The organism is Erwinia sp. 198, from assembly GCF_003937915.1.
In the GTDB taxonomy this organism is placed as follows: domain Bacteria; phylum Pseudomonadota; class Gammaproteobacteria; order Enterobacterales; family Enterobacteriaceae; genus Erwinia; species Erwinia aeris.
Genome location: NZ_RHUM01000005.1, coordinates 100,554 through 116,385, shown reverse-complemented (window position 1 = coordinate 116,385; position 15,832 = coordinate 100,554). Strand labels below are relative to the sequence as shown.

11 protein-coding genes are annotated in these 15,832 nt (G+C 53.1%); 7 read left to right on the top strand and 4 right to left on the bottom strand.

Annotated elements, in window-relative coordinates:
• The first annotated feature begins 107 nt into the window (after nt 1–107).
• On the top strand, nt 108–1,259 hold the full coding sequence (locus tag EGK14_RS08890) for an MFS transporter (RefSeq protein ID WP_125288731.1): 1,152 nt from the start codon (nt 108–110) through the stop codon (nt 1,257–1,259).
• Nucleotides 1,260–1,296: 37 nt separating this feature from the next.
• On the opposite strand, the gene pflA is transcribed toward EGK14_RS08890, so the two are convergent.
• The 4 genes from pflA to ycaO all read right to left on the bottom strand — a co-directional run bounded on the left by pflA (nt 1,297) and on the right by ycaO (nt 7,502).
• The gene (gene pflA, locus EGK14_RS08885) at nt 1,297–2,037 is read right to left on the bottom strand and encodes a pyruvate formate lyase 1-activating protein (protein ID WP_125288730.1); all 741 of its coding nucleotides are present in this window, start codon (nt 2,035–2,037) and stop codon (nt 1,297–1,299) included.
• A 137-nt stretch (nt 2,038–2,174) separates the two neighbouring features.
• Entirely contained in the window at nt 2,175–4,457 is a 2,283-nt protein-coding gene (gene pflB / locus EGK14_RS08880; protein WP_125288729.1) for a formate C-acetyltransferase, read from the bottom strand.
• A 71-nt stretch (nt 4,458–4,528) separates the two neighbouring features.
• Nucleotides 4,529–5,386, bottom strand: a complete 858-nt coding sequence (focA, locus tag EGK14_RS08875; RefSeq protein WP_125288728.1) for a formate transporter FocA — start codon at nt 5,384–5,386, stop codon at nt 4,529–4,531.
• Between the two features lie 358 nt (nt 5,387–5,744).
• Nucleotides 5,745–7,502 (bottom strand): 30S ribosomal protein S12 methylthiotransferase accessory factor YcaO, encoded by a 1,758-nt coding sequence (ycaO, locus tag EGK14_RS08870; RefSeq protein ID WP_125288727.1) that lies wholly within the window; start codon nt 7,500–7,502, stop codon nt 5,745–5,747.
• A 307-nt stretch (nt 7,503–7,809) separates the two neighbouring features.
• Between ycaO and serC the strand changes: the two genes are divergently transcribed.
• From serC to EGK14_RS08840, 6 genes are all read left to right on the top strand, one after another.
• On the top strand, nt 7,810–8,895 hold the full coding sequence (serC, locus tag EGK14_RS08865; protein WP_125288726.1) for a 3-phosphoserine/phosphohydroxythreonine transaminase: 1,086 nt from the start codon (nt 7,810–7,812) through the stop codon (nt 8,893–8,895).
• 78 nt (nt 8,896–8,973) lie between these two features.
• On the top strand, nt 8,974–10,260 hold the full coding sequence (gene aroA / locus EGK14_RS08860; RefSeq protein ID WP_125288725.1) for a 3-phosphoshikimate 1-carboxyvinyltransferase: 1,287 nt from the start codon (nt 8,974–8,976) through the stop codon (nt 10,258–10,260).
• Between the two features lie 207 nt (nt 10,261–10,467).
• Entirely contained in the window at nt 10,468–11,154 is a 687-nt protein-coding gene (gene cmk / locus EGK14_RS08855; RefSeq protein WP_125288724.1) for a (d)CMP kinase, read from the top strand.
• Nucleotides 11,155–11,271: 117 nt separating this feature from the next.
• A complete protein-coding gene (gene rpsA / locus EGK14_RS08850) occupies nt 11,272–12,945 on the top strand; it encodes a 30S ribosomal protein S1 (protein WP_125288723.1) in 1,674 nt (557 codons plus the stop codon).
• 86 nt (nt 12,946–13,031) lie between these two features.
• A complete protein-coding gene (gene ihfB, locus EGK14_RS08845) occupies nt 13,032–13,316 on the top strand; it encodes an integration host factor subunit beta (RefSeq protein ID WP_013201528.1) in 285 nt (94 codons plus the stop codon).
• Nucleotides 13,317–13,546: 230 nt separating this feature from the next.
• Nucleotides 13,547–15,808, top strand: coding sequence for a ComEC family protein (locus tag EGK14_RS08840; protein ID WP_125288722.1), 2,262 nt, complete (start codon nt 13,547–13,549; stop codon nt 15,806–15,808).
• Nucleotides 15,809–15,832 lie beyond the last annotated feature (24 nt).

The window sequence follows — 15,832 nt, the reverse complement described above, 5'->3', positions numbered from 1 at the left end:
ATCACCGCGCGGCAAATTGTGCGGTGCCCTGAAATGCCCCGTTGACAATAATTCGGCCAGTGGCATTATGCGCGCAAAATCTTCCTTTATTTTGGTCATTTCTGACTATGTCTACCTGGTCCCGTCCCGTTATTGTGCTGCTTTGCGGCCTGCTGCTGCTGACTATCGCCATCGCCGTGCTCAATACGCTGGTGCCGCTCTGGCTTACTCATGAGGCTCTGCCTACGTGGCAGGTCGGCACGGTCAGCTCCGCTTATTTTACGGGAAACCTGATCGGCACCCTGATAGCTGGCTGGCTAATCAAGCGGCTGGGCTTTAATCGCGCTTACTACATTGCTACCGCACTGTTTGCCCTGGCTACGGCCGTGCTGGGTTTCGAACACGGTTTCTGGGCATGGTCCGTCTGGCGTTTCGTCGCGGGTATCGGCTGCGCTCTGATTTGGGTAGTGGTTGAAAGCGCCTTGTTGTGCAGCGGCACCTTGCGTAATCGCGGTCAGCTGCTGGCAGCCTATATGATTGTCTATTATGTGGCGACGGTGATTGGTCAACTGCTGGTCAGCAAGGTGTCAACGGAACTGCTGCATACTCTGCCCTGGGTAACCGGTTTTATCGTGGCGGCTATTCTGCCGCTGGTCTTTACCCGGATTACCGCCAGCGGCGAGGGTGAAGAAGCCCCAGCCGGGCGTATGTGGTCTATGCTGCGTCGACGCAGCGCACGCCTGGGCATCAACGGCTGTATTATTTCCGGGATCCTGCTGGGGTCGCTGTACGGGCTGATGCCGCTGTATCTCTCCCATCAGGGAATGAACGACTCCGCCGTCGGCTACTGGATGGCGCTGTTGGTCAGCGCCGGCATTATCGGACAGTGGCCGGTAGGGCGCCTGGCCGATCGCTATGGGCGGCTGCTGGTGCTGCGCGTGCTGGTGTTTGGCGTCATCCTGGGCGCGGTAGCGATGCTCAGCAATGCGGCTATGGCGCCCGCGCTCTTTGTGCTGGGTTGTTCAGGCTTCACGCTTTACCCTGTCGCTATGTCCTGGGCCTGCGAAAAAGTGGCGCATCATGAGCTGGTGGCGATGAATCAGGCGCTGCTGCTGAGCTATACCACCGGCAGCCTGGCTGGCCCGGCGCTGACTTCTGTACTGATGCAAAGCTATTCTGACCGTGTACTGTTTGTGATGATTGCGGGCGTGGCGTTGGTTTATCTGATGATGCTGTTACGCAAGGCCGATCGTCATGCCACGCCGATCGCGCATGCCTGATGGCTGAAAAGTGAAATAACGAGCGGGTCACTGCTCGTTAATACATCACTTTATGCCCGTATCCTTCCAGGATATGTTTGACCCGCTCCATCGTCTCTTTTCCGGGGGGATGGACGCCGTCCAGCTTATACTCCTCACCCATTGCCAGCCACTTGTGTTTCCCCAGCTCGTGATAGGGTAACAGCTCTATTTTCTCGACGTTGCCCATGTCGCGGGTAAATTCGCCCAGCCTGTGCGCGGAGTCGTCGTCATCGGAATAACCGGGGACGACCACATAGCGTATCCAGGTACGGATATTCTTTTTGGCCAGATAACGGGCAAAATCCAGCGTGCGATGGTTAGAGACGCCGACAAGGATTTGGTGAACATCATCATTGATTTGCTTGAGATCCAGCATCACCAGATCGGTTACTGCCAGCAGTTCATCAATAACCGGATCGTAGCGGCGAACAAAGCCGTTGGTATCCAGACAGGTATGAATGCCTTCTGCATGACAGGCACGAAACCAGTCGCGGACAAACTCAGCCTGTAGGATAGCTTCACCGCCTGAAGCGGTAACGCCGCCGCCTGATGCGTTCATAAAATGACGATAGGTGACAACTTCTTTCATCAGCTCTTCCACCGTAATCTCTTTACCGCCGTGCGTATCCCAGGTGTCCCGGTTATGGCAGTAAAGGCAGCGCATCAGGCAGCCCTGAAAAAAGGTGATAAAGCGGATGCCGGGGCCGTCAACGGTCCCGCAGGATTCGAACGAGTGAATACGACCTTTAACTGACATTGCGGTGAATTCTCCATAGTCACGCCGCTTTTAGCGGCTACGCAGTCTGAAGCTGCGTTAAGTCTGTTTTGCCAGCTACCTGCAAAGCAGAAGGCTGGCAAAGCAGGCTGGGCTCCGGCGAACCGGAGCCCTGTGGCTTACATTGTTTGAGTAAAGGTACGGGTAATCACATCCTGCTGCTGTTCTTTGGTCAGCGAGTTAAAACGCACCGCATAACCCGAAACGCGAATGGTCAGCTGAGGATATTTCTCAGGATTATCCATCGCTTCCAACAGCATTTCGCGATTCATTACGTTAACGTTCAGGTGCTGACCACCCTCAATGCTGGATTCATGATGGAAATAACCATCCATCAGGCCAGCAAGGTTGGCTTTACGTACGTCGTCATCTTTACCCAGCGCGTTAGGCACGATAGAGAAAGTGTAGGAGATACCATCTTTAGCGTAGGCAAATGGCAGCTTCGCAACGGAGGTAAGTGAAGCCACAGCGCCTTTCTGATCGCGGCCGTGCATTGGGTTAGCGCCTGGGCCAAAAGGTGCCCCGGCACGGCGGCCGTCTGGCGTGTTGCCGGTTTTCTTACCGTATACCACGTTAGAGGTGATAGTCAGTACCGACTGAGTGGGGACAGCATCGCGGTAAGTTTGCAGCTGCTGAATTTTCTTCATAAAGCGTTCAACAAGGTCACAGGCAATATCATCTACGCGTGAGTCATTGTTGCCGAACTGCGGATATTCACCTTCAATTTTGAAATCAACGGCCAGTCCGTCTTCGTCGCGGATAGGGGAGACTTTGGCATATTTGATCGCGGAAAGTGAATCGGCAGCGACGGACAGACCGGCAATGCCGCAGGCCATAGTGCGATAGACATCGCGATCGTGCAGCGCCATCAGCGAAGCTTCGTAGCTATATTTGTCATGCATATAGTGAATGATGTTCAGCGCGGTAACGTACTGTTTCGCCAGCCAGTCCATGAAGTGATCCATGCGATCCAGCACTTTTCCATATTCCAGCACGTCGTCCATCATCGGCGCATCTTTTGGGCCTACCTGCATTTTAAGTTTTTCATCCACGCCGCCGTTGATAGCGTAAAGCATGGTTTTAGCGAGGTTGGCGCGGGCACCGAAGAACTGCATCTGCTTGCCGACGATCATTGGGCTGACGCAACAGGCGATGGCATAATCGTCGTTGTTGAAGTCAGGACGCATCAGATCGTCATTTTCATACTGAACGGATGAAGTATCGATAGAAACCTTGGCCGCAAATTTTTTGAAGTTCAGCGGCAGTTTTTCAGACCACAGGATGGTCATGTTTGGCTCTGGCGAAGGCCCCATAGTGTAAAGGGTATTCAGGAAGCGGAAGCTGTTTTTGGTTACCAGCGTACGGCCGTCAACGCCCATACCGGCCAGCGATTCCGTTGCCCAGATGGGGTCGCCGGAAAACAGCTCATCGTATTCAGGCGTACGCAGGAAGCGCACCATACGCAGCTTCATCACCAGATGATCAATCAGTTCCTGTGCATCCTGCTCGGTGATTTTGCCCGCCTGCAGATCGCGTTCAATGTAGATATCCAGGAAGGTGGATACGCGGCCAAAAGACATTGCCGCGCCGTTTTGCGATTTAACGGCGGCCAGGTAGCCAAAGTAGGTCCACTGTACGGCTTCCTGTGCCGTGCTGGCTGGGCCGGAAATATCGCAGCCGTATTTGGCGGCCATTTCTTTAATCTGCTGCAGCGCGCGATGCTGGTCAGCGATCTCTTCACGCAGACGGATTGTCGCTTCAAGATTAACGCCATTTTCAAGATCGCTTTGCAGCGAGGCAAACTGGGCGAATTTATCTTTCATCAGCGCATCAATGCCGTAAAGCGCGACGCGACGATAGTCGCCAATGATGCGGCCGCGGCCGTAGGCATCTGGCAAACCGGTAAGCACGCCGGACTTACGGCAGCGCAGAATATCCGGCGTATAAACGTCAAATACGCCCTGGTTATGGGTTTTGCGGTACTCGGTAAAGACTTTTTTCAGGCCGGCATCCAGCTCGCGTCCGTAAACTTTACAGGAGCCTTCCACCATTTTAATGCCGCCAAAAGGGATCAGCGCGCGTTTTAGTGGCGCTTCAGTCTGTAAGCCGACGATGGTTTCCAGTTTGCGGTCGATATAGCCAGCGTCATGGGAGGTAATAGTAGAGGCTAAATCGGTATCAAAATCGACCGGCGCGTGAGTGCGGTTTTCGAGCTTGATGCCCTCCATTACCTTATCCCACAGCTTAGTGGTCGCTTCAGTTGCGCCGCTCAGGAAGGATTCGTCCCCTTCATAAGGCGTATAGTTTTTCTGAATGAAGTCACGGACGTTGATGCTGTTCTGCCATTCGCCCTCTGCAAAGCCTGCCCAGGCAGCAGCCTGGTTTACATTTTGCTCGCTCATGTGATCACCTTTTCAATAAAGTTCTTTTGTTCCTGCTGCAGCGCAGCAGGGCCTAATCCTGTTGTAGGCAATCAGTGATGATCGCCGTCCCGCAAATAGATAACCCAGTAGGTCAGGCCGACCAGCAATCCACCGCCGATAATGTTGCCAAGCGTCACGGGGATAAGATTGCCAACAATGAAGTTGCCTACTGTCAGACTGGAAAAGTGTGCTGCCGTCGTTCCCGTGACCTGCCAGAACTCCGGGGCGGCGAAATCTTTAATAACGATCGCCATGGGAATAAGGAACATATTGGCGATGCTGTGCTCAAATCCACTGGCGACAAACATCGCCACGGGCAGCACCATTGCCAGCATTTTGTCCGTCAGGCTGCGGCCGGAATAGCTCATCCAGACCGCCATGCAAACCATCAGGTTAGCGAGGGTGCCAAGGCAGACAGCTTCAATAAAAGTATGGTGCATCTTATGGTCAGCCGTTTGCAGAACATTTAACCCCCATGCACCATTAGCCACCATATACTGGCCGGCAAACCAGATCAGCCCGACAAAAAACATCGCGCCGAAGAAATTTCCTATATAGACATTGAGCCAGTTGCGCGCCAGCTGACTCCAGGTAATACGTCCGCTGGCTTTGGCAACCATGGTTAACACGGTCGAAGTGAAAAGATCGGCACCGCAGACCACTACCAGCATCAGCCCCAGCGAAAAGCAGATGCCGCCAATAAGCCTGGCTACGCCATAAGGGATAGTTTCAGTCCCTGTGGTGGCAGTGATATAAAAAACAAACGCGATGGAAATAAAAACGCCTGCGGTAATCGCCAGAAAAAACGTGGTGAAGGGGTGTTTTTGGGCTTTATAGACACCGGCTTCCTCAGCGACTTTAGCCATTTCAGACGGTAAAAGTAAATCGAACGGATTGCCAGCTTTCACACTAACGTCTCCTGAAGTTTATCAACAACGAAATACTAACAAAGCAGTATAGGTGAGAAATTGATGTGGATCATATGGACGCCGGACATTGTCGGAACGCGTTGAAAAACAGGCCTGTAAGGTAGGTTAATGTGTTGATTTTAATGATTAAAAATTATTTTAATTTATCTATTATTTTTTAAATGGCATCTGCTTTCTGTTTAACAACTGCAATAAAATAGATCCCGAATAAATAAATTTTTTAATCTCTGGAAATAAATAAACTACTTTTTATTAACCTTAAGGAAAATTAATGAATTAATCAGAGTTAAAAATGGTCCTGATAAAAGGCCCGCTTCTATCGAGCGGGCCAAAAATATTATTTCCAGTAACGGCGTTTCGCCTGCTGCAGCTTTTCGTAGGCAGCCAGCAGCGCCTGATGAGCCGGGAAGGCCTGCAGCTCTTCGTCCACGCTCTGCAACCCGTAGAAAGGCGCTTCACCGCTAATGGCGGCAGATGCCGCATCCACGGCTTCCTGTCCATACATACGTACGAAAGCAGTATGATACTGCACAGGATCGCGTTCATCCTCAAGGCTCAGCAGCAGCAGCGTTTGCAGACAGCGATAGTAGTTGGCGCGGGCGGGTGAAAACAGGGAGGCATTAAACTCCATAGTCCATTCCGTCCAGATCAGCGCCTGATCGATATCGCCGCCTGCCAGGGCCAGCATCGCTTTCAGCTCGCCGATACGCAGCGTGTACCAGCCATTGTCTTTGCCCGTTGCCAGGCCCAGCAGCTCGCGTACGCGGGTAAAGTCGTCATGGCCGTCTTCGTCCAGGCGTTCGATCAGCGCCAGGTAATCCTCTTTTTCCCACTGGCTGTCGGGTAATGATAACAGCGTATCGCGCAGGTAAGCGCCCATGCTGTTATTAGCCAGCAGCAAATCTTCTGCAGGATAGATATCTGACATGCCTGGCACGATGATACGACAGGCGTACACGTCCAGATGCTGATAGTCAGCAATATAGACTTCTTTATCTTCCGCTTTAAAGATGGCCATCAGCGTGGCGAATTCTTCCTGCGTGGTGCCTGAAAAGCTCCAGTCGACGAAAGGATAATCCGCCTCGTCCTTGAACATATCCCAGGAGATCAGACCGCTGGAATCGATAAAATGCGTTTCCAGATTAGCGTGCTCGGCGACTTCTTCATCGTCAAAGGTTGGCGGCGTAAAGACATCCAAATCTTTCAGCCCGCGTCCCTGCAGCAGTTCTGTAACGGTACGCTCCAGCGCCACGCCAAAATCAGGATGTGCGCCGAATGAAGCAAAGCAGGTACCGTTTTGCGGGTTAAAGAGCACCACGCAAATGACCGGATAATTGCCGCCCAGTGAAGCGTCGTAAGCGAAAATTGGGAAGCCTTCTGCTTCCAGTTTAGCAATCGACTCCACTACGCCCGGATAGCGGTTAAGCACCTCCTGCGGGATGGCCGGCAGGCTGATAGATTCGGCGATAATGCGGTTTTTGATATAGCGCTCGAATACTTCAGAAAGGCCCTGAACGCGCGCTTCGTTGGCCGTGTTGCCCGCCGACATGCCGTTAGAAACGTAGAGGTTACCGATGATATTCATCGGAATATAAACCGTTTGCCCATCGGACTGACGCGTGAACGGCAGGCCGCAGATGCCGCGCGCGGCATTGCCGGACTGCAGATCGATCAAATCGCTGGCGCTAAGGGCCTGCTCTGGATCGTAAAACGCCTTCAGTCGCGCATCAAGAATGCCTGCCGGCAGGCTGTCGTCATCCGGCAGCGGAAACCATTTTTCGTCAGGATAATGCACAAAATCGCCGTTGGCGATCGCCTTACCTAACCAAAAATCAGCAAAGAAATAGTTGGTCGACAGACGCTCAAAATATTCACCCAGTGCCGAAGCCAGCGCCGCTTTTTTGCTGGCGCCTTTTCCGTTGGTGAAGCAGAGCGGGCAGTCGCGGTCGCGAATATGGACCGACCAGACATGAGGAACCGGATTCAGCCAGGAGGCCTCTTCAATATGGAAGCCAAGATCCTGTAATTTTTGCTGAAAGCGTGCGATGGAATCTTCCAGTGCGGCGTCTTTGCCTGGAATATAAGTTTGCGTCATAGTGCCCACTCGTTTTTGGGTTGTGCCGAAAACGCGCCATGATACGGGGTTTCCCGGCCATTCGCTATCCGACGAACTGTTTTACCCGGCTATTGTGGCATTTTTGCCTGCGCAGATCGGCCATAAAAAAAGCTAACCGGAAGACGCCTCACAAAATATCGTGGTCACTATATTTCACGCTACAAGCTGTTGCGGCGCAGGCCGCATAACTGGTCGGCTGACCCGATTAAACATTGCAGCGCCAGGGTGGCAATGATAAAACCGGTAGCAGACTCGAAATCGATTGATCTGAAAGTGGTGAGGGGAAATGAGCCAGGTTTTCAATTTTAGCTCCGGTCCAGCAATGCTGCCGGTAGAAGTGCTACGTCGTGCCGAACAGGAACTCTGCAACTGGCAGGGTTCAGGAACTTCCGTGATGGAGATCAGCCACCGCAGCAAGGAGTTTACGCAGGTGGCCGTGGAAGCGGAAAAAGATTTTCGCGATCTGCTGAAAATCCCCTCAAATTACAAAGTATTATTCTGCCACGGCGGCGCGCGCGCGCAGTTTGCTGCCGTTCCGATGAACCTGTTGGGCAGCCAGAGTACGGCAGACTATGCCGACGGCGGCTACTGGGCGCACAGCGCGATTAAAGAGGCGGAAAAATACTGTACGCCTAACGTCATTGACGTGAAAACAACCGTTGACGGGCTGCGCGCTATTACGCCTATGAGCCAGTGGGCGCTTTCAGATAAAGCAGCCTATGTTCACTATTGTCCAAACGAAACCATTGACGGTGTTGCTATTAATGAAGAGCCGGACTTCGGCGATAAGATTGCCGTAGCCGATCTCTCTTCCACTATTCTTTCCCGTCCGTTGGATATCAACCGCTATGGCGTCCTTTATGCCGGTGCGCAGAAGAACATTGGGCCAGCTGGCCTGACGCTGGTGGTCGTACGTGAAGATCTGCTGGGCAAAGCCCAGAAAGCGCTGCCGTCAATCCTGGATTACACGGTATTAAACGAAAACGACTCCATGTTTAACACGCCGCCGACTTTTGCATGGTATCTTTCCGGCCTGGTCTTTAAATGGCTGAAAGAACAGGGCGGCGTAGCGGAAATGGACAAGCGGAATCAGGCTAAAGCCGATCTGCTTTACGGTATCATTGATAACAGTGATTTTTACCGTAACGATGTGGCTCACGCTAACCGCTCGCGCATGAATGTGCCTTTCCAGCTGGCTGATGCAGCGTTGGATAAGGTTTTCCTCGAAGAATCATTCGCGGCTGGCCTGCATGCGTTAAAAGGTCATCGTGCCGTAGGCGGAATGCGCGCTTCAATTTACAATGCTATGCCGCTGGCAGGCGTTAAAGCGCTAACCGAATTTATGACTGATTTTGAACGTCGTCACGGTTAATTAGCCGGTACGGTTTTGATAGTAAAACCTCGCCCGGTGCGGGGTTTTGTTGCATTTTATCTGGAGAAGAAGTCTCACATGCAGGAATCCCTGACTTTACAACCCATCGCGCGTGTAGAAGGTACCGTTAACCTACCTGGTTCCAAAAGCGTCTCAAATCGCGCTTTGCTGCTCGCTGCGCTGGCAAAAGGCACTACTCGTCTGACCAACCTTCTGGACAGTGATGACGTGCGTCATATGCTGAACGCGCTAAAAGCGCTGGGCGTAAGCTTTACGCTTTCTGAAGACCGCACAGAGTGTGAAGTGACTGGTCAGGGCGGCCCTCTGCGGTCGACGCAGCCGCTGGAGCTTTTTTTAGGCAATGCCGGGACGGCGATGCGCCCGCTGGCCGCCGCGCTTTGCCTGGGTGCTAACGATATTGTGCTGACCGGAGAGCCGCGGATGAAAGAACGTCCGATTGGTCATCTGGTCGATGCGTTGCGCCAGGGCGGCGCGCAGATCGACTATCTTGAACAGACGGATTATCCGCCGCTGCATATCAAAGGCGGCTTCAGCGGGGGCGAAGTGGCCGTCGACGGTAGCGTCTCCAGCCAGTTCCTGACCGCGCTGCTGATGACCGCGCCGCTGGCTCCACAAAACACGACCATTGCCATTAAGGGCGAACTGGTTTCAAAACCTTATATCGATATTACCCTGAACCTGATGCAGACCTTTGGCGTCACGGTAGAAAACGATAATTACGCTGTATTTCGTATCAGGGGCAATCAGAACTATACCTCGCCAGGCGATTATCTGGTGGAAGGCGATGCCTCTTCCGCCTCCTATTTCCTCGCAGCGGCCGCAGTCAAAGGCGGTACGGTTAAAGTCACCGGTATCGGTCGAAAAAGTATGCAGGGCGACATTCATTTTGCCGACGTGCTGGAAAAAATGGGCGCGGTTATTGAATGGGGCGACGACTATATCGCCTGCACGCGCGGCGAACTGAACGCTATCGATCTGGATATGAACCATATTCCGGACGCGGCGATGACTATCGCCACGGCGGCGCTGTTTGCCAAAGGCACTACGGTAATGCGTAATATCTACAACTGGCGCGTGAAAGAAACCGATCGTCTTGCGGCAATGGCGACCGAGCTGCGTAAAGTTGGTGCTGAAGTCGAAGAAGGGCATGACTATATTCGCATCACGCCGCCTGAAACTATTCAGTATGCTGAAATCGGCACTTACAACGATCACCGTATGGCGATGTGCTTCTCGCTGGTGGCCTTGTCTGCTACACCGGTGACCATTCTAGATCCGAAATGCACGGCCAAGACCTTCCCGGATTATTTCGAGCAGTTTGCACGTCTCAGCCAGCCGGCATAACGAACGCCCCCGCTGCATAGCTGTGCAGCGGGTTGCGATCTGCTTCACGCTCCTGGCATTGGTTTCCTGGGAAATCCTTTTGCGGCTCTCGATTAATTTCAGCCCGTCTACGCTTAAAGGGTAACGATCGTCAGTAGAGCAGCGTATAATATGCGGCGTTATTTGCCTGAGCAGGTTAAGCAGGCATTCCACCAACAGGAGAACGACATGACGCCTATAGCCCAGGTGATCACCATTGATGGTCCAGGCGGAGCCGGTAAAGGGACCTTGTGCAAGGCAATGGCTGAGGCATTAAACTGGCATCTGTTGGATTCAGGCGCTATTTATCGCGTGCTGGCGCTGGCCGCGTTACACCATCAGGTAGACATGACTTCTGAAGAGGCGCTGGTCCCTATCGCGGCGCATCTGGATGTTCGCTTTGTGCCCAGCGATGGCGAGATGGAAGTCATCCTTGAGGGCGAAAACGTCTCAAGCGAAATTCGCACTCAGGATGTCAGCAATACGGCCTCGAAAGTCGCCGCTTTCCCGCGCGTACGTGAAGCGCTGCTGCGCCGTCAGCGGGGATTCCGGGAAGCGCCAGGCCTTATTGCGGACGGAAGAGATATGGGTACGGTGGTTTTTCCGGACGCCCAGGTAAAGATTTTTCTGGATGCCAGCCCTGAAGAGCGTGCGCATCGCCGTATGCTACAGTTGCAGGAGAAGGGCTTTAGTGTTAACTTTGAACGCCTTTTATCTGAGATAAAAGAGCGTGACGATCGCGATCGCAACCGTGCTATCGCACCGTTAAGACCGGCAGAAGACGCGTTAGTGCTGGATTCAACCAGCATGTCAATCGAGCAGGTGATTGAAACTGCTCTGAATTATGCGCGCGAAAAACTTTCTCTGCCGCAGTAGCATCGCAGAACCGATTTTTTTAACCCTTTGATATGGATATCACAGGGCATGTGAAACAACCCCACCCGGCAGGATGTCAGGTGGACGTTAAATTGAAGAATCCTGAAGATTATCAATATGACTGAATCTTTTGCTCAACTATTTGAAGAATCCTTAAAAACAATCGAAACCCGCCCGGGTTCCATCGTTCGTGGCGTTGTTGTCTCTATCGACAAAGACGTAGTTCTGGTTGATGCGGGTCTGAAATCTGAATCTGCAATTCCTGCAGAGCAGTTCAAGAACGCAGCCGGCGAACTGGAAATCCAGGTAGGCGACGAAGTTGACGTTGCTCTGGACGCAGTGGAAGACGGCTTCGGTGAAACCCTGCTGTCCCGTGAGAAAGCTAAGCGTCATGAAGCCTGGATCACGCTGGAAAAAGCTTACGAAGATGCTGAAACTGTTACCGGTGTTATCAACGGCAAAGTGAAAGGTGGCTTCACAGTTGAGCTGAACGGTATTCGTGCGTTCCTGCCAGGTTCCCTGGTTGATGTTCGTCCAGTACGCGACACGCTGCACCTGGAAGGCAAAGAGCTTGAATTCAAAGTAATCAAGCTGGATCAGAAGCGTAACAACGTGGTGGTTTCACGTCGTGCGGTTATCGAGTCCGAAAACAGCGCAGAGCGCGATCAGCTGCTGGAAAACCTGCAGGAAGGCATGGAAGTTAAAGGTATCGTTAAGAACCTCACTGACTACGGTGCATTCGTTGATCTGGGCGGCGTTGACGGCCTGCTGCACATCACTGACATGGCCTGGAAACGCGTTAAGCACCCAAGCGAAATTGTCAACGTTGGCGACGAAATCACTGTTAAAGTGCTGAAGTTCGACCGCGAACGTACCCGTGTTTCTCTGGGTCTGAAACAGCTGGGCGAAGATCCATGGGTCGCAATCGCTAAGCGTTACCCGGAAGGCACCCGTCTGACTGGTCGTGTAACCAACCTGACCGACTACGGCTGCTTCGTTGAAATCGAAGAAGGCGTTGAAGGCCTGGTGCACGTTTCAGAAATGGACTGGACCAACAAAAACATTCATCCGTCTAAAGTTGTTAACGTAGGCGATGTTGTTGAAGTTATGGTTCTGGACATCGACGAAGAACGTCGTCGTATCTCCCTGGGTCTGAAGCAGTGCAAATCTAACCCATGGCAGCAGTTCGCAGAAACCCACAACAAGGGCGACCGCGTTGAAGGTAAAATCAAGTCAATCACTGACTTCGGTATCTTCATCGGCCTGGACGGCGGCATCGACGGCCTGGTTCACCTGTCTGACATCTCCTGGAACGCTACCGGAGAAGAAGCAGTTCGTGAATACAAGAAAGGCGACGAAATCGCTGCTGTGGTTCTGCAGGTTGACGCAGAGCGCGAGCGTATCTCCCTGGGCGTTAAGCAGCTGGCAGAAGATCCGTTCAACAACTACATCTCTCTGAACAAGAAAGGTGCTATTGTTAACGGTAAAGTAACCGCAGTTGACGCTAAAGGTGCTACAGTTGAACTGGCAGACGGCGTTGAGGGTTACCTGCGCGCTTCTGAAGCTTCAATCGACCGTGTAGAAGACGCTACGCTGGTTCTGAACGTGGGTGACGACGTTGAAGCTAAGTTCACTGGCGTGGATCGCAAAAACCGCGTAGTGAGCCTGTCTGTTCGTGCTAAAGACCAGGCTGACGAGAAAGAAGCTATCAACACTGTTAACACCAAACAGGAAGAAGGCAACTTCTCTAACGCTATGGCTGAAGCATTTAAAGCAGCTAAAGGCGAGTAATTGCGCTTGCATCAGGGCGGCTTAAGCTGCCCTGAACCTGCCGTAATTGCCAAAGCTTTTTCCAACAGGGATTAACCGGAGGATTTATGACCAAGTCAGAACTGATTGAAAGACTTGCTGGCCAGCACTCTCATATTCCGGCGAAAGTCGTTGAGGATGCGGTAAAAGAGATGCTTGAGCACATGGCCACTACGCTGGCCCAGGGCGAACGCATCGAAATCCGGGGCTTCGGCAGTTTTTCTTTGCATTATCGTGCACCGCGCACCGGTCGTAACCCGAAAACGGGCGACAAGGTTGAGCTGGAAGGTAAATACGTTCCGCACTTCAAACCGGGCAAAGAATTACGCGATCGCGCGAATATCTACGGCTAAGGCTTCGCATTACCATGCACTAAAACGACACTTCGGTGTCGTTTTTTTTTGCCTGCAGCACAGCTGAATCCGGACCCTTAGTGCAGTAAACAGAGGCTTCTCGCAAACCCAATATCGTTTTCTGCACCATGATAAAAATGTTGCGCTACGTTTCTGAAGACTGAGAAATGCTGGCTGCGCCCGTAATGGAACCCCGGCAGACTTCCGTCATGCGTAACGGAGGTAGCATTATGTCCTATAGCCTTAGCCGACTCTCGCTGTGGATGATTATCGCAGCGCTACCGCTTTGTTGGTTGCGGGCGCTACCTGATACAGCCGCCATCCAGCTTTTGCTGGGGCTGACTGCGCTCCTGTTGTTAACCCGACAGCGCTGGTTAAGAGAAGCTGCTTTGGTTCTGCTGCTTTTTATCTGGGCCGTTATACCGGCAAAAACGCTTCTACAACAAACCGCCTTTCTCTCAGGGACTCCTGTTGAAGCCGTAGTAGGCGTTGAACAGCTACAGCCGCAGTCGCAACGCGTCAAGATACGCATTGAAAGCGTGGCGGAGAAACGTCTTTTTCCACCTGTTTACGCCCTGATCGCTATACCGGGTACCCAAACGTTTTGTCCGGGCCAGCATTGGCGTATGAAGCTCAGGCTGCGGCCCGTGCATGCGCGCCTTAACGAGGGCGGCTTCGATGCGCAACGTTTCGCGCTGGCTGTCAGCACGCCGCTGACGGGCAGGGCGCTGACATGGCAGATTGTCGACAGCCGCTGTGGCTGGCGTGAAAAAGTCATGCAGAAAAGTCGTGACTATTTCGCCGCCTTGCCCTGGCATAGCGTTATCCTGGCGTTGACGTTTGGTGAACGTAGCGAACTAAGCAGCGAGACAAAAGCGTTGCTGAGGGAGACCGGGACGGCGCATTTGATGGCGATTTCAGGCATGCATATAGGCCTGGCTGCGAGCGTAGGCTGGCTGATAGCGCGAATTTTCCAGCCTTGCTTCCGCGCCAGCTGGATAGAGTATCGTTTTCCCCTGTTTAGCGGCATCGCGCTGGCGCTGATCTACTGCTGGCTTTCCGGCGGAAGCCCTCCGGCGCTGCGGGCGATAGTGGCGCTGCTTAGCTGGAGCCTGCTGCGCCTGAAGGGGCGTAACTGTAGCGGCTGGCAGGTTTGGCGGCTGTGTATCGGTGCTATTTTGTTTTTCGATCCCTTAAGCATTTTGTCGGACAGCTTATGGTTGTCAGCTGTTGCCGTCGCCGGGTTACTTCTCTGGTATCAATGGTTTCCGCTTTCCGGACGCTTTATCGGGAAAAAACGCTGGCTGCCGTTACAGCTGCTGCACTTACAGACCGGGCTGTTTTTATTATTGATGCCGCTACAGATCTTTATTTTTCACGGCGTGAGCGTCAGCGCGCTGCTGGCTAACCTGTGGGCAGTGCCGCTGGTCACGTTGCTTACGGTACCGCTGATCCTTGGCGCCGTTTTATCGCTGCCTGTCGCATCGCTAAGCCAGCTGCTCTGGTGGGCGGCGGATCGCTCATTGGCGCTGGTTTTTTATCCCTTACGGCAGCTGCCCGACGGCTGGCTTACCGTCAGCCAGCAGGCATTATGGCTCAGTCCCGTGTGCCTACTGCTGCTCTTTGCCTGGCGCTTTCACTGGTGGCGAAGTTCCCCTTTTACGCTGGCCAGCTTATGTCTGGCGCTGCTGTGCTGGCGGCTGCACGTCAGGCAGCCAGAGTGGCGTATGGATATGCTGGATATCGGACATGGGCTGGCCGTAGTAATTTCGCAGCGGGGAAATGCGGTTGTGTATGATACCGGCAACAGATGGGCAGGGGGCGACGCGGCCTCAAGCCAGATTATTCCCTGGCTTCGCTGGCAGGGCATAAGCGTACAGCACATTATTTTAAGCCATGGGCACCTCGACCACATCGGCGGCCTGGAGAGTCTCCAGCAGGCATTTCCCGCAGCGAAGATCCACAGCGATCTGGGCGTATCGGGACATTTACCCTGCTATCAGGGCCAAAACTGGCGCTGGCAGACGTTAAATTTTCAGGTCCTCTGGCCGGAGCGACCACAGAAAGAGCACGGTAATAATCAGTCCTGCGTCATAAGGGTGACGGATGGTAAATGGCGGGTTTTGCTGACCGGGGATATTGAAACCCCGGCAGAGCTACAGCTTGTCAGACGCTATGGCGAAGCGCTGCGGGCTGAAGTATTACAGGTGCCGCATCACGGTAGCGGAACGTCGTCCTCGCCGCCCTTGCTGCGAAGAGTGGCTGCCCGGGCCGCGCTGGCTTCCGCCGCCCGCTACAGCGCCTGGAAACTCCCGGCAGAGCGGATAATTACCCGCTACCTGAAAAATAATTACGCCTGGTATGACACGGCTGTGGAAGGGCAAATCAGCGTAGAATTTTCTAAGGATAACTGGCGTGTTTTAAGCTTAAGAGCGCAAATAATGCCCCGTTGGTACCATCAGTGGTTTGGCGTAACACGTTATTCCAGTTAGAATGAGCGGCTATTTCAATTGGAA

Bases quoted from the DNA above. Each gene is read 5' to 3' on its own strand.
- EGK14_RS08890 (WP_125288731.1), top strand. From the start codon at position 108: ATGTCTACCTGGTCCCGTCCCGTTATTGTGCTGCTTTGCGGCCTGCTG.
- pflA (WP_125288730.1), bottom strand. From the start codon at position 2,037: ATGTCAGTTAAAGGTCGTATTCACTCGTTCGAATCCTGCGGGACCGTT.
- pflB (WP_125288729.1), bottom strand. From the start codon at position 4,457: ATGAGCGAGCAAAATGTAAACCAGGCTGCTGCCTGGGCAGGCTTTGCA.
- ycaO (WP_125288727.1), bottom strand. From the start codon at position 7,502: ATGACGCAAACTTATATTCCAGGCAAAGACGCCGCACTGGAAGATTCC.
- serC (WP_125288726.1), top strand. From the start codon at position 7,810: ATGAGCCAGGTTTTCAATTTTAGCTCCGGTCCAGCAATGCTGCCGGTA.
- aroA (WP_125288725.1), top strand. From the start codon at position 8,974: ATGCAGGAATCCCTGACTTTACAACCCATCGCGCGTGTAGAAGGTACC.
- cmk (WP_125288724.1), top strand. From the start codon at position 10,468: ATGACGCCTATAGCCCAGGTGATCACCATTGATGGTCCAGGCGGAGCC.
- rpsA (WP_125288723.1), top strand. From the start codon at position 11,272: ATGACTGAATCTTTTGCTCAACTATTTGAAGAATCCTTAAAAACAATC.
- ihfB (WP_013201528.1), top strand. From the start codon at position 13,032: ATGACCAAGTCAGAACTGATTGAAAGACTTGCTGGCCAGCACTCTCAT.
- EGK14_RS08840 (WP_125288722.1), top strand. From the start codon at position 13,547: ATGTCCTATAGCCTTAGCCGACTCTCGCTGTGGATGATTATCGCAGCG.